This is a genomic window from Nocardiopsis salina YIM 90010 (assembly GCF_000341025.1).
GTDB classification, from domain to species: domain Bacteria; phylum Actinomycetota; class Actinomycetes; order Streptosporangiales; family Streptosporangiaceae; genus Nocardiopsis; species Nocardiopsis salina.
Genome location: NZ_ANBF01000044.1, coordinates 22,132 through 43,532, shown reverse-complemented (window position 1 = coordinate 43,532; position 21,401 = coordinate 22,132). Strand labels below are relative to the sequence as shown.

Below are 21,401 nucleotides of genomic sequence, written 5' to 3'. Positions count from 1 at the left end.
GCGTCAGCCATCACGTTCCTGGCACCGACGGCCCGGAGCGGCGACGTCATCGGGGCCGCCTCTCCGTGGACCCCCGGGGGTTCGGGGTCAGGCGGGAGCAGCGGGGCCTCGGTAGAACTCATGGAGCGCGGCGGCGAAGTCCGCTGGGCGGCCGACGTTGAGCTCGTGCCATCCGCCCGGCACGATCCGCAGCTGCGCTCGGGGCAGCCCCGCGGCCATGGTTCGCGCGGCGGGCAGGTTGACCACGTCCCAGGACCCGCACATCACCAGAGCCGCAACGCCGACCTCCGGCAGGCGCCCCCGGAAGTCCACACGCGCCACCTCCTCCAAAGCGGCGAGGAACCGGTGCTTGTCCATACCCCCTGGCACGACGAGGCGCCCCGGCAACGCCCGGAAGATGGTGGTCTGCACCGCCAGCGCCGTCGTGGGGGGCCGCACCTGCCCGCCGGACAGCACCAGGGACGCCACACGCTCCGGGTACTCCAGAGCGGTCCACAGCGCGAGCATCGCACCGATCGACAGCCCGCACAGGTGGGCCCGGACGATCCCGCGCCTGTCGAGCCCGTCCACGACCTCCGCTGCAGCGGTGGCGAACGTGAAGAGCCCGGCACCGTCGTCGGAGAGCCCGGAGATGCGCGGCGCAAGGCCGGCGAAACCGTCCGGCAGCGCAGCGAGCTCGGCGTCCCAGGAGTCCGGGCCCGCACCGAGACCGTGAAGGAAGACCACCTGTTCGGTACCCATGCCCCCAAGCTACAGCGCCCTCTCCGGGGTGTCCGGCGGCGCTGCTGACGGGTCAGAGGATCTGTCCGTCACCGCCGACGGGGCCGACCGTGCGCCGGATGCGGGCGACCATGCGCGGGTCGGCGAGAAGCTCGTCCACCAGCACCGGCTCACCTTCGGCACTGGTCAGCGGGATCCGCCAGTTGGGGTACTCAGTACTGGTCCCGGGCTGGTTCTGCATCCGGCGGTCGCCCACGACGTCGGTCAGCGCGACCCCGACCATGCGGGCCGGGGTTCGGGCGAGGTAGGCGTGCATGGCGGCCACGACCGCAGCAGGATCGGCGACGGGGTCGACGTCGCCGTCGAGCAGACCGAGCTCCACGAGCAGGGCACGCCAGCGTTCCACACGTTCCTCGGCGTCGGCGCGCTCCTCCTCGACGGGACGCTCGAGCAGGCCGAGCCGGTCGCGCAGCTCGACGTGCTCGGTGGACAGGAAGGAGGCCACCGGCGGCAGGTCGTGGGTGGCGACGGTGGCCAGGCAGTCGGTGCGCCAGCGGTCCGGGGGCAGGGGCCTGCCGTGGCGGTCCTGCTCGAACCACATCACCGACGTCCCGAGCACACCGCGGTCGTCGAGGTGGTCACGCACCCACGGTTCGACGGTGCCCAGGTCCTCACCGACCACGACGGCGTCGGAGCGGTGCGCGGCCAGCAACAGCGATCCGACGGTGCCCTCGTGGTCGTAGTGCACGTAGGTGCCCTGGTCGGGCGTTGCGCCCTCGGGCACGCACCAGACGCGGAACAAGCCCATGACGTGGTCCATGCGCACCCCGCCGGCGTGGGCCAGGGATTGCCCCAGTACCTGGCGCAGGGGTGCGTACCCGAGCTCGGCCAGGCGGCGCGGGTGCCAGGGCGGCTGGCCCCAGTCCTGTCCGCGCCGGTTGAACTCGTCCGGGGGCGCGCCCACGTGCAGCCCGGGCACGAGGGCGTCGCCGTACATCCACGCGTCGGCGCCCCCGGGCTGCACACCGAGGGCGAGGTCGTGCACCACCCCGACGGCCATCCCGGCATCGAGGGCCGAGTGCTGGGCGTGGGAGAGCTGCTCGTCGAGGATCCACTGGAGCCACCGGTGGAACTCCACGGTCGGCCACCGGCGCAGTGCTTCCTGGCCAACCGCGTGACGGCTCACGTCCCGCAGGTGTTCGGGCCAGACCCGGAAGTCGGTCCCGTACTCCTCGGCCAGGGCGCTCCAGGTCGCGAACTCGACGAGGGGCCGGCCCTCGCGCTCGAGGTAGGCGCGCAGGGCGGCCTCGCGTCCCGGGGCGCGCTGCACCTGGAAGAGCACCTCCAGGGCCTGGCGCTTGGCCTCCCACACGGCGTCGCGGTCGAGCAGGTCCGCGGTCCGGCCGCGCTCGCGCAGGGGACGGGCCAGGCGCTGGATCCCCTCGCGCTGGGCCGGGTCCAGGCGTGCGTACTCGGGCACGTCCTCGATGCGGATGTAGAGCGGGCTGGCGTAGCGGCGGCTGACCGGCAGGTAGGGGGAGGCCTCAACCGGGGGCAGGGGTTCGGTCGCATGGACCGGGTTGACGAGGGTGAAGTCGGCGCCGAGGTCGCGGGCGCTCCAATCGGTGAGTTCGGCCAGGTCGCGCAGGTCCCCGGTTCCCCACGATGCGCGCGACCGCACGCTGTAGATCTGCGTCATCAGGCCCCACAAGCGGCGCCGGCGGCGCAATGCGCTGGGCTCGATCCGGTCGGGCACCACGAGCAGGGGCGCCTGGTGTTCGTCGGCGGCGGCGGTCACCCTCAGGGTGTGCGCACCCAGGGGCAGCTCGGGGCCCAGGGGCAGCAAGGCGCCGTCGGCGGTCTCCACGGTTCCGTGAGCGCCGTCGGGCAGGGTGAGTTCCGGTGCCTTCCCCTCGCGTACGACGACGGCCGGGGGCAGCCTCCGGTCGCGTTCGCGCGCGGCCGCCGCCGGATCGGTGGTGTCCACGCCCAGAGCGGTGAGCACGGCGCGGACGGTCTCGGGGCTCACGGCGACCCGCTGCCCTCGCCAGTCCTCGTACTCGGTCGCGACACCGTACTGCTCGGCCAGGTGGGCCAGCTGAACGTCCCTCACAGCAATCGATCATGCCCCACTGCGCTGCGATCACACAGGAGGCGGACCCGGCGTGGGACGTGCCCGGCGGGCGCCCCTCGACCTGCGTGCGGTGTGAACCATGTGGTCGGATCACCGGAGGTCTGGGATCATGGCGAGCGTGTTGGACAACTACCGGCGCCTCTTCGGTGTCCCCCACGTCCTGTCCCTGTTGGCCTGGTCCCTCGCCGCGCGCTTCTACCTGCCCGGACAGATGATCGCGGTGACCTTCCTGGTCGTCGAGTGGACCGGCTCCTACAGTTACGCAGGGCTGGTCGCGGGGGCCTTCACGCTTGGTATGGCGCTGGTCGGGCCGTTGCGGGGCCGCATGGCCGACCGGGGCGCGAGCGACCGCCTGGTGCTGGTGTGCGGCGTGGTGTTCTCGGTCGGGCTCACCGCGATGGCGCTCATGCCGGGCTCACTGTGGTGGGCGGCGGTCCCCCTGGCCCTGGCCACGGGGGCTTTCGGCAGCCCCGCCAACCAGGTGGTACGGGGTCTCTGGCCCCGTCTGACCCGCGGCCCGGAACGCCAGGCCATCTACGCCGCCGAGGCCACCACCCAGGAGCTGCTGTTCGTCTTCTCCCCCATCGCGACCGCCGCCGTGGTCGCCTGGGCCGGCCCCCGGGAAGCGATGCTCGTGCTCGCGGCCCTGGCGCTGGCCGGTTCCGTCGGGTTCTGTCTCGCGCTGCGCCGGGCCGGCGTCACCGGGCCGGCGCCGGCCGAGGAGGCCCCGGAGGAGGCCGGGCGTCCGCGCCGGAGCCTGGTGCGCATCCCCGCACTGGCTCTGCTGTTCGTCATGGCGTTCCTGACGGTCGGCGGGGTCATCGGCATGGACCTGACCATCGTCGCCTGGGCCAACGAGCTCAACGCCCCTGAGTACGTCATGGTGCTGGCATCGGTGTGGGCACTGGGCTCGCTGGTCGGCGGTGCTGTCGCCGGAACCTTCCCGGGCCGCCCCCGGTTGTCGAGGCGTGCGCTCGCCGCTGCAGCAGGCCTGGTGCTGCTCGTACCGTTCGCGCCGCCGATCCTGTACCTGACCACACCACTGTGGGCCCTGCCGGTGCTGTTCCTGTCCGGTCTGACGCTGGCCCCGCTGCTGGCCGCGGTCATGGGGCACATCGGGGACCTGGCACCCTCCAACCGGCGGTCGGAGGCCTTCGGGTGGATGGCCAGCGCGTTCGGCGCAGGCGGTGCCCTGGCGAGCCCGATGGTGGGGGCGATGATCGACGGTTTCGGGATCGCCGGAGGGATGGCCGGTGCCGCCATGATGCTGTTGGTCTCGGCGGGCACGAGCCTGTTCGTGCCCCTGCCCGCCGAACCGGACGATCGGGTCACACGCCCGGCGGAACCCGGTGCTCCCACGGACGGGCCCGCTCCAGCTGGGCCGACAGGGACAACAGGGTCCCCTCGCCCCCGGCCGGAGCGCTGAGCATCGACCCGACGGGCAGGCCGTCCGGGCTCCAGGACAGGGGCACGTTGACCGAGGGCTGCCCGGTGACGTTGTAGAGCGAGGTGAAGGGCGAGAACTCGGTCATCAGCTCGAAGGTGCGCTCGGGGCCCTCCTCGGTGAAATGCCCGACCGGGACCGGCGGGCGGGCCAGGGTCGGGGTGAGCAGGGCGTCCAGGTGCGCGGTGGCGATCATGAAGGAGCGGACCCCCTGCTGGAGCCGGCCCAGCGCCTCAACCAGGCGGGGAGCGGAGGCGGCGCGGGCGCGTTCGCGCAGCCAGCGGTTGAGCTCGGTCAGTTCCCCCTCGTGCTCGGGCGGGACCGGCGCTGCAGAGGCCATGGCCGCCCACAGCACCCCGAAGTCCTCGGCGAAGAGCCCTTCGAAGTGGGTGTCGTAGGGGACGGGGACCTCTTCGATCTCGTGACCCAGCCCGGTGAGCAGGGCGATGCTCTCCTCATGGGCCGCGCGCACGTGGGGGTGGAGCTCCACGCCCGCCGATCCGGTCCCGGCACAAGTTCCGATGCGCAGGCTGCCGGGTTCCTCGTCCAGGTGGCGAAGGAAACTGCCCCGGTGTTCGGGGGCACGGAAGGGGTCGCCGGGGGCGCTGAAGGCCATGGTGTCCAGCAGCAGGGCGGCGTCGGCGACGGTGCGGGTCAGTGGACCGGAGGTGGACAGCCCGAGCAGGTCGGCACGGGCCGGGGCACCGGAGATCCGCCCACGCGTGGGTTTGAGACCGAAGAGTCCGCACGCACTCGCGGGAATGCGGATCGATCCTCCGCCGTCGCTGCCGTGCGCGACCGGAGCCAGGCGGGCGGCGACCGCGGCGCCCGCTCCCCCGCTCGAGCCTCCCGGCGTGAGCGCGGAGTCCCACGGGTTGCGGGTGGGCGGCGCGATCCTGTTCTCGGTGTAACAGCTCGAGCCGAACTCCGGGGTGTTGGTCTTGCCGGTGAACACCGCCCCGGCCGCGCGCAGCCGGGCGACGACGCCGCTGTCTGCGGGGGCGACGGTGTTGCGGTACAGGCGGGACCCGTGGGTCACGGGTGCGCCTGCGACTGGTTCGAGGTCTTTGACCGGAATCGGGACCCCGAGCAGGAGCGGAAGGCCGTCGGGCGCCTCGGACATGACCCGCTTCTCCGCATTCAGCGCCTGCTCCAAGGCCATTTCTGGCATGACCGAAATGAAAGACCCGAGAGCCGGGTCGTGCTGTTCCGTCCTCCGCAGAACATGCTCAGTGATCTCAACAGGGGACAGTTCACGACTGCGGACCAATGCAGCCAACCCCTGCGCCGTCTGGTCGTGGATCTGGGTCATGGTGCCTCAGGTTAGCGGGCACCAGAGGGGGCACCACTGGAGTTGGCGGCCGCTTCTCCAGAGAGACCGACGAAGAAACGATCATGCCCCGTTTCCTCGCACGCACACGCGTGCACACAGAAGAGCGAGGAAACAACTGTGTGAGATGTCAGGCACTAGGACTCGGATATGGATGGAACTAACCTGTCCGACGTGGAAACGGCAACGCGAGTGAACGGCCCCGAAGAGGCATCGGAGAACCGGAAGACGGACAACCCCGAGACCCTCTTTTTCCCCAACCAACGTAAGAACCAGGACGATTCGGGCGCATCGGTGTACGGCGCGCTCAAATCGAGTCAGTCCGCCCGCAAATGGGGCGTGCGTACCGGCGCGGCCGCGGGCATCATCGCTGTATTCGGCCTGCTCACCTCGGAATGGGCAGTCAGCGCGACACTGGGCATCATCGTCATGATCGCCTGGACCATCTACAGCTCCCGGCGCGAGTCGGAGATCCCCCACTGGCGCAAGCCCTCCGCTGCACAGCGGCGCACCGAGGTCCAGCTCAAAGTCATGAAGCAGCTCGGATACCGGGTACTGCACGCTCGTGCCGTCCCTGGCGGCAACGGGCAGATCGACCACTTCATCGTGGGGCGGCGCGGCGCCTTCTCCATCGACTCCGAGGCGTGGGACAAGCGCCTGCCCCTGCGTAACAAGCTGGAGAAGCTCTACCACGGCCGGTTCTCCAAGAACGAGCGCATCGACGAGGCCCTGGAGGAGGCCAAGCGCGCCGAGGAGCTCGTCAGCGCCGAGCTCGGCCGCGACATCAAGGTCCGGGCCTCGCTCGCCATCTACGGCCCCGGCATGCCCTGGGACAGCCACCGGCTGCGCGGGGTGGACATCATCCAGGGGACCAAGGTTCGCAAGTGGCTTCGCACCGGACGCGACCGCTTGACCGAGACTGAGATCGAGGAGATCTATCAGGCCGCACAGAAGGCCCTGCCGCCCCGTTACTGAGGGCCGCTCGAGAGCACGCAGGACACGGGCCCGGGACCGGCCACGACGCGGTGGCACCCGGGCCCTCAGTATGTCCGGGGCTGTGAACGGGGAGCGGCTCGTGCGCGGCTGTGCCACCCGGGTCGCCCTCGACCCAACACGACACAGCGTCTCATTATTCGGACAATCCGTCTTCATTCATGAGACCGAAGCGCCCCTCACGGGGGATTACCATCGATACACGCACACCCCGTAACGATGGGAGTCTCCCCGATGCCAGCCCTACGCTCACGCACCGTCACCCACGGCAGGAACATGGCCGGCGCGCGTGCCCTCATGCGCGCCACCGGTGTGGAGCGCGAGGACTTCGGCAAGCCCATCGTGGCCGTGGCCAACAGCTTCACCGAGTTCGTTCCCGGACACGTGCACCTGCGCGAGGTCGCCGAGGTGGTGGCGAACGCGATCCGCGAAGCAGGGGGCGTGCCCCGCGAGTTCAACTCCATCGCCGTGGACGACGGCATCGCCATGGGCCACGGCGGCATGCTCTACTCCCTGCCCAGCCGCGAGCTCATCGCAGACTCCCTCGAATACATGGTCAATGCGCACTGCGCCGACGCCCTGGTGTGCGTCTCCAACTGCGACAAGATCACCCCCGGGATGCTGCTGGCCGCCATGCGCCTCAACGTCCCCACCGTCTTCGTCTCCGGTGGGCCCATGGAGGCCGGCAAGGTCACCGTCGTCGACGGCACCGCGACCAAGGTCAAGAAGCTCGACCTCATCAATCCGATGATCGCCTCCGCCGACGAGAGCGTCTCCCAGGAGGAGCTCGACGAGATGGAGGAGAACGCGTGCCCGACCTGTGGTTCCTGCTCGGGCATGTTCACCGCCAACTCCATGAACTGCCTGACCGAGGCGATGGGTCTTGCGCTGCCGGGCAACGGCACCGTGCTCGCCACGCACACCGCCCGCCGCGCTCTGTACGAGCAGGCCGGACACCGCGTCGTGGAGGCCGCGCGCCGCTACTACCAGGACGACGACGACTCGGTCCTGCCGCTGTCGATCGCCACCCCGGCGGCCTTCGAGAACGCCATGGCGCTCGACGTGGCCATGGGCGGCTCGACCAACACGATCCTGCACCTGCTCGCCACCGCCACCGAGGCCGGCGTCGACTACGGGCTTCCGCAGATCGACGAGGTCTCGCGCAAGGTCCCGTGCCTGTGCAAGGTCGCGCCGAACACGGAGAAGTACCACATCGAGGACGTGCACCGGGCCGGCGGCATCCCCGGGATCCTCGGCGAACTGGCCCGCGGTGGCCTGCTCGACACCAGCTTGCCGACGGTGCACGGCAAGACCATCGGCGAGTTCATCGAGGAGTGGGACATCGCCGCCGAGTCCCCGCTTCCCGAGGCGGTCGAGCTGTTCCACGCCGCGCCGGGCGGCAGGCGCACCACCAAGGCCTACTCCCAGAGCACCCGGTGGGACAGCCTGGACACCGACCGGGAGCAGGGCTGCATCCGCTCCTACGAGCACGCCTATACCAAGGACGGCGGGCTCGCTGTGCTGTTCGGCAACCTCGCCCCGCAGGGCGCGATCGTCAAGACCGCCGGTGTGGAGGAGGAGCTGTGGACCTTCTCCGGGCCCGCGAAGGTCTTCGAGTCGCAGGAGGACGCCGTCGACGGGATCCTGCGCAAGGAGATCGAGCCAGGTGACGTCGTGGTGATCCGCTACGAGGGCCCCAAGGGGGGTCCGGGCATGCAGGAGATGCTGTACCCGACGAGTTTCCTCAAGGGCCGCGGCCTGGGCAAGGCGTGCGCGCTCATCACCGACGGCCGTTTCTCCGGCGGGACCTCCGGGCTCTCCATCGGGCACGCCTCCCCCGAGGCGGCCGCGGGCGGCGATATCGCGCTCGTGGAGGACGGCGACACGGTCAGCATCGACATCCCGAACAGGGGGATCGTGCTGGAGGTGCCCGAGGACGAACTCGACACCCGGCGCGAGCGGCTGCTCAAGGAGCTGGGCCGGTTCCGCCCGGTCGACCGCGAGCGCCCGGTGACGGCTGCTCTGCGCGCCTACGCCGCGATGGCCACCTCGGCCCACACCGGTGCGGCGCGGGACGTGAGCCAGATCGAGAAGTAGTCGGTGACGGGGCCAGGGTGCCCTCAGGAGGCCTCGGGGCCGGGGCCCGGTGTGAGAGGCCCCCGCCGGGCCGGCTCGGGACGGGCCCGGCGGGGGTGCGTACTCGGGCCGGCCGGGACGCAGGACGGGCCGGCCCCTGAAGCTCAGGCTGCCAGGTGCCCTGTGTAGGGCTCCCACTGGGGATCACCGTGCACGTCGCCGTTGATCAACCGCCAGTGCGGACCCTTGGGCACCTTCGGGGTGACGTTGAGTTGCCAGCCGATCTCGTCCAGGAACTTGTCGGCCTTTCGGTGATTGCAGGGCTTGCACGCAGCCACCACGTTCTCCCACACATGCGCGCCTCCGCGGCTGCGTGGAATGACGTGGTCGATGGTCTCCGCACGCTTTCCGCAGTAACCGCACGCGTGCCGGTCCCGCCGCATGAGCGCCACCCGTGTCAGCGGTACCCGCCGCCCGTGGGGGACGTTGATGTACCGCCGCAATCGGATCACCGAGGGTACTTCGTAGGCCCTGGTCGCCGAATGGAGCAGCGCCCCCGCCTCGTCCCTGTGCACGACCTCGGCCTTCTCGCGTAGAACGAGAAGGACCGCCCTGCGCAGCGGCAATGTCGTGAGCGGTTCGAAGCTGGCATTGAGCAGGAGCACATGCCTTCTGGCGGGTGCAGAGGCGTCCGCCCCGCCGTGCCGGGCACTCATCGTCCCACCCCGGCCGCCGGACGCGACGGCCGTGTCTCATCCCCGGCCAGCCGATCGGCCAGCCAGGAGACCTCCTTGTGCACCGACCCGAGGATCGGTGGTTCCGTTCGCCTTGCCACACGGACCTCCCGGTGGTTCCCGCCGAGTTGCGTCCCGCATTCAGTCTGCTTGTTGGGACCGTCCCGGCGCCACCCCAATTTACGCCGGACCATGCAGAAACCGTGTGTTCTCCGCATTCACCGGCCATTCCGTGTCGCTCAAAACCCTTTCCTGTTCGGTTCCGAGGACTGGATAGGCTTCGAGCATGCACGAACTCCGCTACCCCTCCGCCCAACGGCTGGACCTCACCGAGAACCTGCACGGCCACATCGTCTCCGACCCCTACCGGTGGTTGGAGGAGGCCGACTCCTCCGCGACCAAGGGGTGGGCCGAAGCGCAGGACTCCCTCTACGAGCGCGCGAGCGCCGAGTACAGCAGCCGGGACCGGTTCGCCCTCCACCTGCGCGCCCTCATGGGGTCGGGCGGAGTGGGCGCCCCCGTCCACGTCGGCGACCGGTCCTTCTACCTGCGGCGCGACCCCGATCAGGAACACGCTGTACTGATCATGTGCGAGGACGGGCAGGAGCGGGTGCTCGTCGACCCCGGCGCGCTCGACCCCGAGGGCCTGACCACGCTCGACGCCTGGAAGGTCGACCCGGGCGGGCGCCTGTTGGCCCACCAACTCTCCGAGGGCGGGGACGAGGAGTCCGTGCTCCGGGTCGTCGACATCGACACCGGCGAACTCGTGGACGGCCCCATCGACCGCGGCCGCTACTCCCCCGTCGCCTGGCTCCCCGACTCCTCGGCGTTCTACTACGTGCGCCGGCTGCCCTCCGAGGAGGTCCCCGACGGCGAGGAGCACTACCACCGGCGCGTGTACCTGCACCGTCTGGGCACCCCGGCCGAGGAGGACGATCTGGTCTTCGGCACGGGCCGGGACATGACCGACTTCCACATGCCCTCCCTCAGCCGGGACGGGCGCTGGCTGACGGTCACCACCTCGCGCGGCACCTCCGCCGCCACCGAGGTGCGCCTGGCCGACCTGAAGGTGTCGCCACCCCACGCCCCGGCGTTCGCGGTCGTGCAGGAGGGCGTGGACGCCGCACTGAGCCCGCACGTGGGCCGGGACGGGCGCCTGTACCTGTTCACCGACCGCGACGCCCCGCGCGGGCGCCTGTGTGTGGCCGACCCCGCGTCGCCCCGTGACTGGAACGAGCTGGTACCGGAGGACCCCGAGGCGGTCATGGAGGACTACGCGATCCTCGACGGCCCCGAGCTGGACCGTCCGGAGCTGCTGGTGGCCTGGGCGCGCCACGCGGTCAGCGAGATCACCCGTCACGACCTGGCCACCGGCGAACTCCTGGGCGCACTGGAAATGCCGGGGCTGGGCGCGATCAGCGGGATCGTGGAGCGCCGGGAGGGCGGGCACGAGGCCTGGTTCGGTTACACCGACACGACCCACCCGTCGTCGGTGTACCGATACGACGCTCTGGCCGGCGAGGTGACGGCGTGGGCGCACGCTCCGGGCGAGATCGAGGTCCCGGAGGTCTCGGTCGAGCAGGTGACCTACACGTCGCAGGACGGGACCCCGGTGCGCATGCTCGTGGTGGCGCCGGCCGACACGGGCGAGGGTCCGCGTCCGACCATCCTCTACGGCTACGGCGGGTTCCGGATCTCCCAGCCTCCGGCGTTCTCCCCGACGGCGCTGGCCTGGGTGCGTTCGGGCGGTGTGCACGTGGTCGCGAACCTGCGCGGCGGCCTGGAAGAGGGCGAGGAGTGGCACCGGGACGGAATGCTCGAGCGCAAGCAGAACGTCTTCGACGACTGCATCGCTGCGGGTGAGCACCTGGTCGCGACCGGCGTCACCACGCCCGGGCAACTGTCGGTGCTGGGCGGCAGCAACGGCGGACTACTGGTCGGTGCGATGGTCACACAGCGCCCGGACCTGTTCGCCGCCGCCGTGTGCTCGGCGCCCCTGCTGGACATGGTGCGTTACGAGCACTTCGGCCTGGGGCAGCTGTGGAACGTGGAGTACGGCACGGCCGACGACGCCGAGCAGCTGGGCTGGCTACTGGGGTACTCGCCGTACCACAACGTGCGCGAGGGGACCCGGTACCCGGCGACGCTGTTCACAGTCTTCGACAACGACACCCGCGTGGACCCGCTGCACGCCCGCAAGCTGTGCGCGCAGATGCAGTGGGCCACGTCTGCAGCGCCGGAGGAGAGCCCGGTGCTGCTTCGGCGCGAGTCCGAGGTCGGGCACAGTGCTCGTTCGGTGAGCCGGCGTGTGGCGCTCAGCTCCGAACAGCTGGCGTTCCTCGCGCATCACTCGGGGAAGGCGGCGGTCTGACCGGTAGGTCCATGGCGCCCGGGCCAGACCCTCTCACCACCCTGGCAGGCAACTGACCTGCAAGGCGGGTTCCCGAGAGGAACAACACAGCTTTGCTCTACTCGGGAGTAACAATCTCTCCAGGGGGTGTTGAGACAATCGGAACCGTCCGACACCCCCCGGAGAGCACCCACGAGAGGATCCCCGACGTGACACAGACCGAGGCCGGGTCGGCGGCGAGCGAGACACCGCAGCGCCACGTGCACCTGCAGCAGGTCCGCTACGCCGACCTCGACCCGCAGTTCCACGTCAACAACGTGCGCATGCTCACCTACCTGGAGGACGCCCGCATCTCGTTCCTCCACTTCGGTCAGGGCCACACGGAGCAGATCTTCGGGGCAATGGTCGTCGCACGCCAGGAGGCCGACTACCTCGCCCCGCTCCTCCCGCGTACCGAACCGGTCCGGGTCGAGCTGTGGGTCACCGAGGTGCGCAACTCCAGTTTCACCCTGGCCTACGAGGTCCTCGACGAGAACACGGTCTACCTGCGCGCCCGCACCGTGCTCGTCGGTTTCGACGTGGAACAGCAGAGCGCCCGGCGGCTCAACGCCACCGAGCGCGCCTTCCTCGCCGACTACACCTAGATCGTTGATGGGGTTTTGTGCCTGGTCAGTGCTCGTGAGCGATCAACGACCGCTCGACCGGGCCCACCATGCCCCCCGCGGGCGGGGATCTTGCTACCAGAGCAGGGTTCAGCGCCGATATTGGCTCTGGTAGCAAGATCCCCGACCCAGAACCGGACAGGCACATCCAGCCCCACGAGCAACAGCGAACAGGGCCCGGTCGCCCGCGGCCGACCTCGCCCGGGCCCTGCCCGGCCGGGCGTCACTTCAGGGAGATCGTGACGGTCTCGCCGCCGTCATCGTCGTCGCCGGAGCCGGGTTCGGCGGAGACCGACACCGAGGTCGGTTCGGACACCTGTGGGGCCATAGTCTCCTCGGGCACGTTCACCATGCTGTGCGCGGCCATGACCATGTACTCCCACAGCTGGCGCTCCAGCGGTTCGGGGAGCTCGACCGAGTCCACGGCGGCGCGCATGTGCTTGAGCCACAGGTCGCGCTCGTAGGCACCGATACGGAACGGGAAGTGCCGCATGCGCAGACGCGGGTGGCCGCGCTGTTCGTTGTAGGTGCGCGGCCCGCCCCAGTACTGGATGAGGAACAGGCGCAGCCGCTCCTCGGCCGGCCCGAGGTCCTCCTCCGGGTACATGGCCCGGAGCTCGTCGTCCTGGGCCACGCCCTCGTAGAAGCGTCCGACCAGACGGGTGAAGAACTCCTCCCCGCCCACGGCCTCGTAGAACGTCATGCTTACCGGCTGCTCGCCCTGGCTCTGGTGGTCATCACGCGCGGAAGTCATCGCCCCCAGCGTATGCGACGGCCTGTCGGCACAGGAGGGCCAAGGCCGCGGCGGTGGTCACCTCTGCGCGCGCCAGGGCACGCCCATGGGCCGTGCGCCTCCGTCCATACGTGGCCTGTACGGACCCTTCACCACAGAGGTGCCGGAACGTTCCCCGCACGCACGTCGGGGGCCCGGCCGCATCGGCCCGGCCCCCGAACGCTCAGCCGGAGGCCCGTTCCCGCCATGGCGGGAACGGGCGTTGCTGTGCCCGATGCAGCCGTCCCGGACTCCACGCCCGGGACGACCACCGGACCGTGTCAGCCGCGGGTGAGCTTGCGGTGCGTGACAGCGTGCGGACGGGCGGCCTCCTGGCCCAGGCGCTCGACCTTGTTCTGCTCGTAGGCCTCGAAGTTGCCCTCGAACCAGAACCAGTTCGCGTCACCCTCCCAGGCGAGGATGTGGGTGGCCACGCGGTCCAGGAACCACCGGTCGTGGGAGGTGATCACGGCGCAGCCCGGGAAGTCCAGGAGCGCGTTCTCCAGCGAACCCAGGGTCTCGACGTCGAGGTCGTTGGTGGGCTCGTCCAGAAGCAGCAGGTTGCCGCCCTGCTTGAGGGTCAGCGCCAGGTTCACACGGTTGCGCTCACCGCCGGAGAGGACCCCGGCCGGCTTCTGCTGGTCCGAACCCTTGAACCCGAACGCAGCCACATAGGCACGGCTGGGGATCTCGACCTTGCCGACCTCGATGAAGGTCTCGCCGTCGGAGATGGTCTCCCAGACGTTCTTGGTGTCGTCGATCCGGCCCCGGTACTGGTCGACGTAGGAGATGTCGACCGTGTTCCCGATGTTGATCTTGCCTTCGTCGGGCGTCTCCTCGCCCATGATCATCCGGAACAGCGTGGTCTTACCGACACCGTTGGGACCGATCACACCCACGATGCCGTTGGGCGGCAGGGAGAAGCTGAGGTCCTCGATGAGCACGCGGTCGCCGAAGCCCTTGGTCAGGTTGCTGACCTCGACGACGGTGTCGCCCAGGCGCGGACCCGGCGGGATCTGGATCTCCTCGAAGTCCAGCTTGCGGGTCTTGTCGGCCTCGGCCGCCATCTCCTCGTAGCGCTGGAGACGGGCCTTGGACTTGCTCTGGCGCGCCTTGGGGTTGGAGCGCACCCACTCCAGCTCCTCCTTGATGCGGCGCTGGCGCTTGACGTCCTTCTGCCCCTCGACCTTGAGGCGGGCCTCCTTGGTCTCGAGGTAGGTGCTGTAGTTGCCCTCGTAGGGGTAGAACTGGCCCCGGTCCAGCTCGAGGATCCAGGTGGCCACGTGGTCCAGGAAGTACCTGTCGTGAGTGATGGCCACGATGGTGCCCGGGTAGCTGGCCAGGTGGGATTCGAGCCAGTTCACGGACTCGGCGTCCAGGTGGTTGGTGGGCTCGTCGAGCAGCAGCAGGTCGGGCTGCTCGAGCAGCAGGCGGCACAGGGCCACGCGGCGCTTCTCCCCACCGGAGAGGCTGTCGACCGACGCGTCCTTGGGCGGGCAGCGCAGGGCGTCCATGGCCTGCTCGAGCTGGCTGTCGAGGTCCCAGGCGCCCCGGTGGTCGAGCTGCTCCTGCAGCTTGCCCATCTCCTCCATGAGATCGTCGGAGTAGTCCGTCGCCATCTTCTCGGCGATCTCGTTGAAGCGGGCCATCATGTCCTTGGTCTCGCGAACGCCGTCCTCGACGTTCTCGAGCACCGTCTTGTCCTCGTCCAGATGGGGCTCCTGGGCGAGCAGCCCGACGGTGAACCCGGGCATCAGCCGTGCTTCTCCGTTGGACGGCTGCTCGATGCCGGCCATGATCTTCAGAAGCGTCGACTTACCCGCCCCGTTGGGGCCCACGACGCCGATCTTGGCTCCGGGCAGGAACGACCCCGAAACGTTGTCCAGGACGACTTTGTCGCCGTGCGCCTTGCGCACGTTGTTCATGGTGTAGATGTACTCCGGCATGTCTCCAGCCTAGGGTGTCGGGGGCCGTGCCAGGGCCGCCCGTGAGCGCCGCCTCACACCGGTATCTCCCGGTGTGCGCGCACGCCGCGCCGTACGCAGCCGTGGGAGCCAGAGCCCGGGAGCCGCCCCGAGCGGCGCACTCACCGAGGTCCACTCATCAGCACCAGCATCAGCAATCGGGTTGCGACTGCAGGGTTATAGCTTAGAATCTTCGCATGAATGAAGATAATAAGGTTTGCAGGTTCGGGCTCGACAGTCCTTACGTCGACCTGGCCGTAGAGGTGTTCCGGCTGCTCTCGGACGCCACCCGGATCCGAATCGTCCTGGCTCTGCGTGAAGGGGAACGCTCGGTCAACGATCTGGCCGAAGCTGTGGGCAAGTCGCCCACCACCGTCTCCCAGCACCTGGCCAAGCTGCGCTGGGGCCGCGTGGTCGCCACCCGCCAGGACGGCACCCGCGTCTATTACCGGCTGCAGGACGAGCACGTGCGGGAGCTGGTCGCGCAGGCGGTCTTCCAGGCCGAGCACGCCTTGGACGAGACCCCTGCCCACCACCGCGCCGGCGTTCCCGCGGACCCCCGCAAGAGTTCCACCCGCCCCAACGGGGCCACCTCGGACGCCCCGGAAGAGCAGACATGACTCGGATGCAGGCCCCGCCCGCAACCCAGGACGGCCGCGTCCTGGCCCGGCCCCCGTCGATCTTCACGACCGCGCTCACCCTGTCCGAGGTGCGCTGGGCCCTGGGCGCCCTGGTCCTGTTCTTCCTGGGCTGGGGCCTGCAGCTGGGCGGAGCACCCGAGGTCCTGTGGTGGGCCGCCTACCTGGCCTGCTACGGCGTCGGAGGATGGCAGCAAGCGCTGTCGGGCCTGAACGCCCTGCGCGAGAAAACCCTCGACGTGGACCTGCTGATGATCGTCGCCGCCATCGCAGCGGCCTCCATCGGGCAGGTCTTCGACGGTGCGCTGCTCATCGTCATCTTCGCCACCTCCGGGGCGCTCGAGGTGATCGTCACCCGTCGCACCGCCGACTCGGTCAACTCATTGCTCGGGCTTGCCCCCGAACAGGCCGAGCTGCTCCACGAGGACGGCAGCACGTCCACGGCAGCCGGCCGGGACCTGGAACCCGGACACCGAATCATCGTGCGTCCGGGCGAACGCATCGGCGGTGACGGGATCGTCGCCGAAGGGGTCAGCGAGGTCGACCAGCAGGCCATCACCGGTGAATCGGTGCCGGTCACCCGGGAGGCAGGCGACGAGGTGCTCTCCGGAACCGTCAATGGCACCGGCACCCTCATTGTCGAGATCACCCGTCGGGCTTCGGAATCGGTCATCTCGCGCATCGTCACCCTCGTCGAAGAGGCCTCCGAGACCAAGGCGAAGACCCAGCTGTTCATCGAGAAGGTCGAGCAGCGTTACTCCCTCGGCGTCGTCGTGGGCACTCTGCTGGTGCTGACCGTGCCGATGATCTTCTTCGCCCACACCTTCGAAGAGGCCCTACTGCGCGCGATCGTGTTCATGATCGTCGCGTCCCCCTGCGCCGTGGTGCTCTCCACCATGCCGCCGCTCCTGGCCTCCATCGCCAACGCGGGCCGGCACGGCGTCCTGGTGAAGTCGGCGACCGTCATGGAGACCATCGGCCGCGCCGGCGTGGTCGCCTTCGACAAGACCGGGACACTCACCGAAGGCTCCCCCGAGGTCAGTACCGTCGAGCCCGGCGCCGGCCACGACGCGGACCAGGTCCTGGCCCTGGCCGCGGCCGTCGAACGCTACAGCGAGCACCCCCTGGGCCGGGCCGTCGTGCAAGCAGCCACGCAACAGGGGCTGCCTCTGCCCGAGGCCACCGGCTTCAAGGCGCTTCCCGGCCACGGGGTCACCGGCCGTGTCTCCGGACGAACGGTGACCGTCGAACGGGCCGAGAGTGGTTCCTCGACAACCGGCACCCGTGTGCAGGTGCGGTGGGGGGAGGAGGTCGTCGGGACCGTCCTGCTGGTGGACCGGTTGCGCGCCGACGCACCCGATGCCGTGCGCACGGTGTCCGGCCTGACCGGGAACCCTGCCGTGCTGCTCACAGGGGACAATGCGTCCACCGCGACGGCCGTGGCCCAGCGCACCGGGATCGGGACGGTGCACCACTCCCTGATGCCGCAGGACAAGGTCGGCATCGTCTGCGAGCTGTCCGCACGAGGTGAGCACGTCCTGCTGGTCGGGGACGGTATCAACGACGCCCCGGCCCTGGCAGCAGCCGGTACCGGGGTGGCCATGGGGCGCCGCGGTTCGGACCTGGCTCTGGACACCTCGGACGTGATCATCGTGCGGGACGAGCTCGGAGCGTTGGAGAACCTGGTTCGTCTGTCCCGGAAGGCACGTCGCTACGTCATCGCCAACCTGACCATCGCCGCGAGCTTCATCGTGACGCTGGTGACGCTGGATCTTGTGGCCACGCTGCCCCTGGGTCTGGCCGTGGCCGGCCACGAGGGGTCCACGGTCCTGGTCGCCCTCAACGGCGCCCGGCTGCTGCGGCGTTCGGCCTGGGAGAGGTGACCGGGTGTGCACGGTGCCCGGAGAAGCGGGTGCCGTGCACGATCCCAGCCTCTGCGGTGGTTCAGCACGGCCCGTTCCGGCACATCCACTCCCCGTGAGCCGGTCCGGCGGCCGATCCCAGGGGAGCCGGGCCTCAACCGGAGCGGTCGTGGAGGTGGTCGATCCACCGCTCCGCGGGCAACCCCACGTCGAGGGCCTGCTGCATCAACAGCGCCATGGAGTACTGCGGATCCGCTTCCAAGGAGGTCTCCAACGCCGCCCGGGCCAGGACGAGCTCCTCGAGTTGCCAGGCCGCGACGGCGACCAGCGCGGCAGGCGCGGCACGGTCGGTACGTGCGTGTCGGACCGGGGCGGCGCGGTCGGCGGCGGGGACGAACGCCGCATCGGCGCCGTGGTCGCGACCGCCGTGGTCGGGCGGTAGGGACGCCCGGGTGACGCGCGACCACAGGTCCAGGTGAGTACGTGCGGTCTCGGGGGTGATCGTCGCCCAGACGGTGTCCCGCACCGGACGTGCCCGCAGGAACACAGCGAGCCGGACCAACTCCTCCACCCCGTGGGGCCCTGCTCCGGTGCGTTCGGCCTCCACGGCGGATCGCAGGACCGCCGCTCCGCACCGCCGCAGAACCCGCTCTCCCGCCCGGAGCAGGCGCTCGGCCTCGGCCTCCGCACCGACGAGCGCCGCCCGGACCGTCTCGGCCCTGAGCGACCCGGGCGGGTCCAGGGTCCGGCGTGCCCGCGCGATCTCGTCCATGACGGTGCGCAACGGCGGACGCGGCGTCAGCCCGCGCAACACCGCCTCGGCGGGCCCGGTGGAACGGTCGGCGTCGAGCCCGCTCCCCTCCGGCGGGCAGCATCCGGGACGCACACACAACTGCGACCAGTACCGCCCGGCGTGCACCCTGAAGGCCTCCAGGACCTTGAGGCCCCTCCTCCTGGCCGACGTGGCAAGACCTCCCACATGCCCGGAGACCTGGTCCGCGGTTCCGTACCCGACCACGATGACGGCATCCGCCCCTTCGGTGACCGCGCTGTCCACGGGCGGTCCCGCACAGGCGAGCGGATCGGCGGCCTCGGTGCGCCCGAGATCGCGGCACAGGACCGAGCGCACGCTCCTGCCGCACAGGGTGAGTACCACCAGGCCGGGTACGGGCGGCTCCCCCACCAGGTAGGGCATGGTCGCCACGACGTCGTTGGGCGAGGACAGGCTGATGCGCTCGGGCGGGGTCCCGTTGGGGCGACCCGTACCGATCGGTCCGCTGTCGGTGGAACCGGTGATCGGTTCACCATGGGCCCGGTCGGCCTGCCCGTACTCGGGCTCATGTTCGACATGACGCTCACGCTCGTGGCGCTCGGGGTCGCGGTCGGAGTGGTCGTCGGGATCGCTCGGGTGAGGAATGTGATGTGAGGCCATGACCTCACGGTGAGTGACGCCGATTCGCCCCGCAATGGCGTTCCCACGGCCTGTGGACAACGCTGGTCGGCAGTCCGGCCCTCTGCGAGAGGAAGCCCGCCCGGTGCCACCGGTCCGACCGGGTCCGGCCCTCTGTCGCCCCGGAACTCCCGCAGGTGCTCCGGGGCGACAGTGACGACCCGGTCGGTGTGCTCCCGGTCAGGGGACCTGGACCCCGGAGGCACCTCCAGAAGGGCTTCCGGGCGGTTCTGCCGGCGATGCCCGCGGGTCCGGGGCATCGCCGGCGGGATCCCCAACCGACGGTTCCGACCCCCCTGATGCCGTGGACGCTCTGGACACGGGGGGATCTGCGCACTCCCCGACCGGGACGGGCGAATGCGGATCAGCCGTCACGGAATGCGTCGACGCCCCAGCGTCGGCAACGACCGACTCGGGCACACCGCCCTCACGTGGCCCAGGAATCCGCCCGACCGAACACGGGTGCTCCGCCGCACGGTGCACCGATGCGCCGTACCCGGGATCCCAGTGCGACGCCGGAGCGAGCCCCTCCTCAGGAGAGGCGTTCCCCGGCCGACCGGGCAGCTGCCCTCCGCACCCTGCGGGGCAGCTCTGCACCCCGCGTATCTCCACAGGAGCAGGGTTGTCGGCAGAGGCGTCCACGTCGTCGGATCCACGACCGTCCACAGGACCGGGATCGCCCGTGCCCTCGGGTTCACCCACGGCATCCGCGCCGGGCCCGGACCGCCCGGCAGGCAGGCACACCCGGTTGCGCCCGGTCTCCTTCGCGCGGTAAAGCGCCAGGTCGGCAGCGGTCAGCAACTCCACGAGGTCGTTCCCGTGCTCCCCCGTGACCGCCAGGCCGACCGAGACGGTGATCGCCACGGGTACATCGTCCACGGCGATCTCCATCCCGCCGACGCGGGCGCGCAGGCGCTCGGCGGCCCGGGAAGCCTCACCGACGTCAGCCCCGGGCAGCAGGACCACGAACTCTTCCCCGCCGAACCTTCCGAGCAGGTCGGACTGGCGCAGCTGTTGGGCGACGGTGGTGGCGACCCCGAGCAGCACCTGGTCGCCGAAGAGATGTCCGTGGCTGTCGTTGACCCGCTTGAAGTGGTCGATGTCGATGATGAGCACGGCTGCACGCCCCCTCGTGCTGCGTGCACGCGCGATCGCGTTCACGGCGGCCTGTTCCCACGTGGGGGCGTTGAGCAATCCGGTCTTGGGATCGGTGCGCGCCGCTGCCCGGAGCTGGTGGTACTGCAGGCTCCGCTGCAACAGAAGGATCGGCGGCAGAGCGATCACCAGCAGCAGCAGCGAGAGTTGGGCCAGGATGGCGACGGTGATCCCGACACATAATTCGACGGCGTCCACCATGACCGCCTCGCGGTCGGCGTTGGTACGCCGGACCCGCTCGGGGCCGTTGCTGATCCGGGCGGCGACAGCGACCAGCCCTGTGTTGAGCCCGGTGAAGGCCAGGCAGCACAGCACCGCCAGCAGGACCCCGCCGACCGTCAGGAGCGAGGCGGCCGAACCGGTGGAACCGCCCACCCCCGCGATCGGGTCCCCCGCGTGTACACCGTGCCAGAACACCGAGGCCAGGAACCCGCAGAGCGCGACCGAGCACGCGTTGAACACCCGCCGGTGCACCCACGCGCGCCGAACGCGGCACTGCAGCAGCATGAACACCGGGAGCGGCACGAGGAGGGCATAGACCGGCGGCAGCAACACGACCACGGGGAACCACCAGGCCCCCAGCAGGTCGTGCGAGAGCCCGCGCGGCTGTCCGAGGCGGCGCACGCCTTCCACGGAAACACCGGCGCACAGGGTGAGCGCGGCGAAGGTGACCACGTCCGATGTGGTGAGTGTTGTCAGGGCCGCGGCCACGCCGATGAGGAACAGCACGGCGCACACCAGCAGCCCCAGGTAGACCACGAACCCCGGGGGTTGCTGCAGGATCGGCCAGCCGGGGCGTTCACCGTGTTCCCGTTCCGCCGCCGGTTGCTCCGAGATACTCACGTCTCCCGCCTCCCTCCCGAACTCACTCCGTGTCGACTGCCCCATTCACCCCTGTGATGGGCCGACCCTCTCCAGAGGTTCTCCTTCAGACGGAACGTGATCGCACTGAGTCCCCCCGCAGTGCCGGAACGCCACCCCCCATGGCACCTCTGCTCCTGCGCGCCCTAGAGCATCATCCGCATCCTTGTCGACCACACACTACCCACTTTACATTACGTTGAGTAATTCATTTATTGCTCATTGTACTGCCAGCGCAGGCAGGAGCAAGGTTCCT

The 21,401-nt window shown here is 70.1% G+C and carries 14 protein-coding genes and 1 pseudogene; 7 read left to right on the top strand and 8 right to left on the bottom strand.

Annotated elements, in window-relative coordinates; all coding sequences use genetic code 11:
• Nucleotides 1-87 precede the first annotated feature (87 nt).
• Together D474_RS0104755 and malQ are read right to left on the bottom strand one after the other, a co-directional pair.
• Nucleotides 88-741 (bottom strand): alpha/beta fold hydrolase, encoded by a 654-nt coding sequence (locus D474_RS0104755; protein ID WP_017612454.1) that lies wholly within the window; start codon nt 739-741, stop codon nt 88-90.
• A 52-nt stretch (nt 742-793) separates the two neighbouring features.
• Nucleotides 794-2,833, bottom strand: coding sequence for a 4-alpha-glucanotransferase (gene malQ, locus D474_RS0104750; protein ID WP_017612453.1), 2,040 nt, complete (start codon nt 2,831-2,833; stop codon nt 794-796).
• Between the two features lie 139 nt (nt 2,834-2,972).
• On the opposite strand from malQ, the gene D474_RS0104745 reads away from it, so the two are divergent.
• Nucleotides 2,973-4,280, top strand: a complete 1,308-nt coding sequence (locus D474_RS0104745) for an MFS transporter (protein ID WP_026118171.1) — start codon at nt 2,973-2,975, stop codon at nt 4,278-4,280.
• On the opposite strand, the gene D474_RS0104740 is transcribed toward D474_RS0104745, so the two are convergent.
• Nucleotides 4,183-5,610: an amidase gene (locus tag D474_RS0104740; RefSeq protein WP_026118170.1), complete on the bottom strand. Its 1,428-nt coding sequence runs from the start codon at nt 5,608-5,610 to the stop codon at nt 4,183-4,185. The two genes, D474_RS0104745 and D474_RS0104740, sit on opposite strands and share 98 nt — an antisense overlap.
• Nucleotides 5,611-5,820: 210 nt before the next feature.
• On the opposite strand from D474_RS0104740, the gene D474_RS0104735 reads away from it, so the two are divergent.
• Entirely contained in the window at nt 5,821-6,603 is a 783-nt protein-coding gene (locus D474_RS0104735) for a nuclease-related domain-containing protein (protein ID WP_017612450.1), read from the top strand.
• A 252-nt stretch (nt 6,604-6,855) separates the two neighbouring features.
• Nucleotides 6,856-8,718, top strand: a complete 1,863-nt coding sequence (gene ilvD, locus D474_RS0104730) for a dihydroxy-acid dehydratase (protein ID WP_083931738.1) — start codon at nt 6,856-6,858, stop codon at nt 8,716-8,718.
• Nucleotides 8,719-8,861: 143 nt separating this feature from the next.
• Here the strand turns inward: ilvD and D474_RS0104725 are convergent, their stop codons facing one another.
• Entirely contained in the window at nt 8,862-9,362 is a 501-nt protein-coding gene (locus D474_RS0104725; protein WP_017612448.1) for an HNH endonuclease, read from the bottom strand.
• A 355-nt stretch (nt 9,363-9,717) separates the two neighbouring features.
• On the opposite strand from D474_RS0104725, the gene D474_RS0104720 reads away from it, so the two are divergent.
• Both D474_RS0104720 and D474_RS0104715 read left to right on the top strand, forming a co-directional pair.
• A complete protein-coding gene (locus D474_RS0104720) occupies nt 9,718-11,802 on the top strand; it encodes a prolyl oligopeptidase family serine peptidase (protein WP_017612447.1) in 2,085 nt (694 codons plus the stop codon).
• A gap of 188 nt (nt 11,803-11,990) precedes the next feature.
• Nucleotides 11,991-12,425, top strand: coding sequence for an acyl-CoA thioesterase (locus tag D474_RS0104715; protein WP_017612446.1), 435 nt, complete (start codon nt 11,991-11,993; stop codon nt 12,423-12,425).
• A 241-nt stretch (nt 12,426-12,666) separates the two neighbouring features.
• Here the strand turns inward: D474_RS0104715 and D474_RS0104710 are convergent, their stop codons facing one another.
• Nucleotides 12,667-13,197: a globin gene (locus tag D474_RS0104710; RefSeq protein ID WP_083931737.1), complete on the bottom strand. Its 531-nt coding sequence runs from the start codon at nt 13,195-13,197 to the stop codon at nt 12,667-12,669.
• A 299-nt stretch (nt 13,198-13,496) separates the two neighbouring features.
• Nucleotides 13,497-15,161, bottom strand: coding sequence for an energy-dependent translational throttle protein EttA (gene ettA, locus D474_RS0104705; protein WP_017612444.1), 1,665 nt, complete (start codon nt 15,159-15,161; stop codon nt 13,497-13,499).
• A gap of 215 nt (nt 15,162-15,376) precedes the next feature.
• On the opposite strand from ettA, the gene D474_RS0104700 reads away from it, so the two are divergent.
• Nucleotides 15,377-15,799, top strand: coding sequence for an ArsR/SmtB family transcription factor (locus D474_RS0104700; RefSeq protein ID WP_040703080.1), 423 nt, complete (start codon nt 15,377-15,379; stop codon nt 15,797-15,799).
• Nucleotides 15,796-17,700: a heavy metal translocating P-type ATPase gene (locus D474_RS0104695; RefSeq protein ID WP_026118168.1), complete on the top strand. Its 1,905-nt coding sequence runs from the start codon at nt 15,796-15,798 to the stop codon at nt 17,698-17,700. The genes D474_RS0104700 and D474_RS0104695 overlap by 4 nt, the downstream gene beginning before the upstream one ends.
• Nucleotides 17,701-17,833: 133 nt before the next feature.
• Here D474_RS0104695 and D474_RS0104690 read toward each other — a convergent pair whose 3' ends face one another.
• Nucleotides 17,834-19,111 carry a DUF4192 domain-containing protein gene (locus tag D474_RS0104690; RefSeq protein WP_017612441.1) on the bottom strand — a complete coding sequence of 426 codons (1,278 nt, stop codon included), beginning with the start codon at nt 19,109-19,111 and terminating at the stop codon, nt 17,834-17,836.
• Between the two features lie 675 nt (nt 19,112-19,786).
• Nucleotides 19,787-21,127 (bottom strand): annotated as a pseudogene (locus D474_RS27690) (GGDEF domain-containing protein); the annotation flags it as partial.
• Nucleotides 21,128-21,401 lie beyond the last annotated feature (274 nt).

What these genes read in the sequence shown, in the direction of transcription:
- ettA (WP_017612444.1), bottom strand. Translation starts at nt 15,161, where the DNA reads ATGCCGGAGTACATCTACACCATGAACAACGTGCGCAAGGCGCACGGC.
- D474_RS0104755 (WP_017612454.1), bottom strand. Translation starts at nt 741, where the DNA reads ATGGGTACCGAACAGGTGGTCTTCCTTCACGGTCTCGGTGCGGGCCCG.
- ilvD (WP_083931738.1), top strand. Translation starts at nt 6,856, where the DNA reads ATGCCAGCCCTACGCTCACGCACCGTCACCCACGGCAGGAACATGGCC.
- D474_RS0104720 (WP_017612447.1), top strand. Translation starts at nt 9,718, where the DNA reads ATGCACGAACTCCGCTACCCCTCCGCCCAACGGCTGGACCTCACCGAG.
- D474_RS0104690 (WP_017612441.1), bottom strand. Translation starts at nt 19,111, where the DNA reads ATGGCCTCACATCACATTCCTCACCCGAGCGATCCCGACGACCACTCC.
- D474_RS0104700 (WP_040703080.1), top strand. Translation starts at nt 15,377, where the DNA reads ATGAATGAAGATAATAAGGTTTGCAGGTTCGGGCTCGACAGTCCTTAC.
- D474_RS0104695 (WP_026118168.1), top strand. Translation starts at nt 15,796, where the DNA reads ATGACTCGGATGCAGGCCCCGCCCGCAACCCAGGACGGCCGCGTCCTG.
- D474_RS0104710 (WP_083931737.1), bottom strand. Translation starts at nt 13,197, where the DNA reads ATGACTTCCGCGCGTGATGACCACCAGAGCCAGGGCGAGCAGCCGGTA.
- D474_RS0104740 (WP_026118170.1), bottom strand. Translation starts at nt 5,610, where the DNA reads ATGACCCAGATCCACGACCAGACGGCGCAGGGGTTGGCTGCATTGGTC.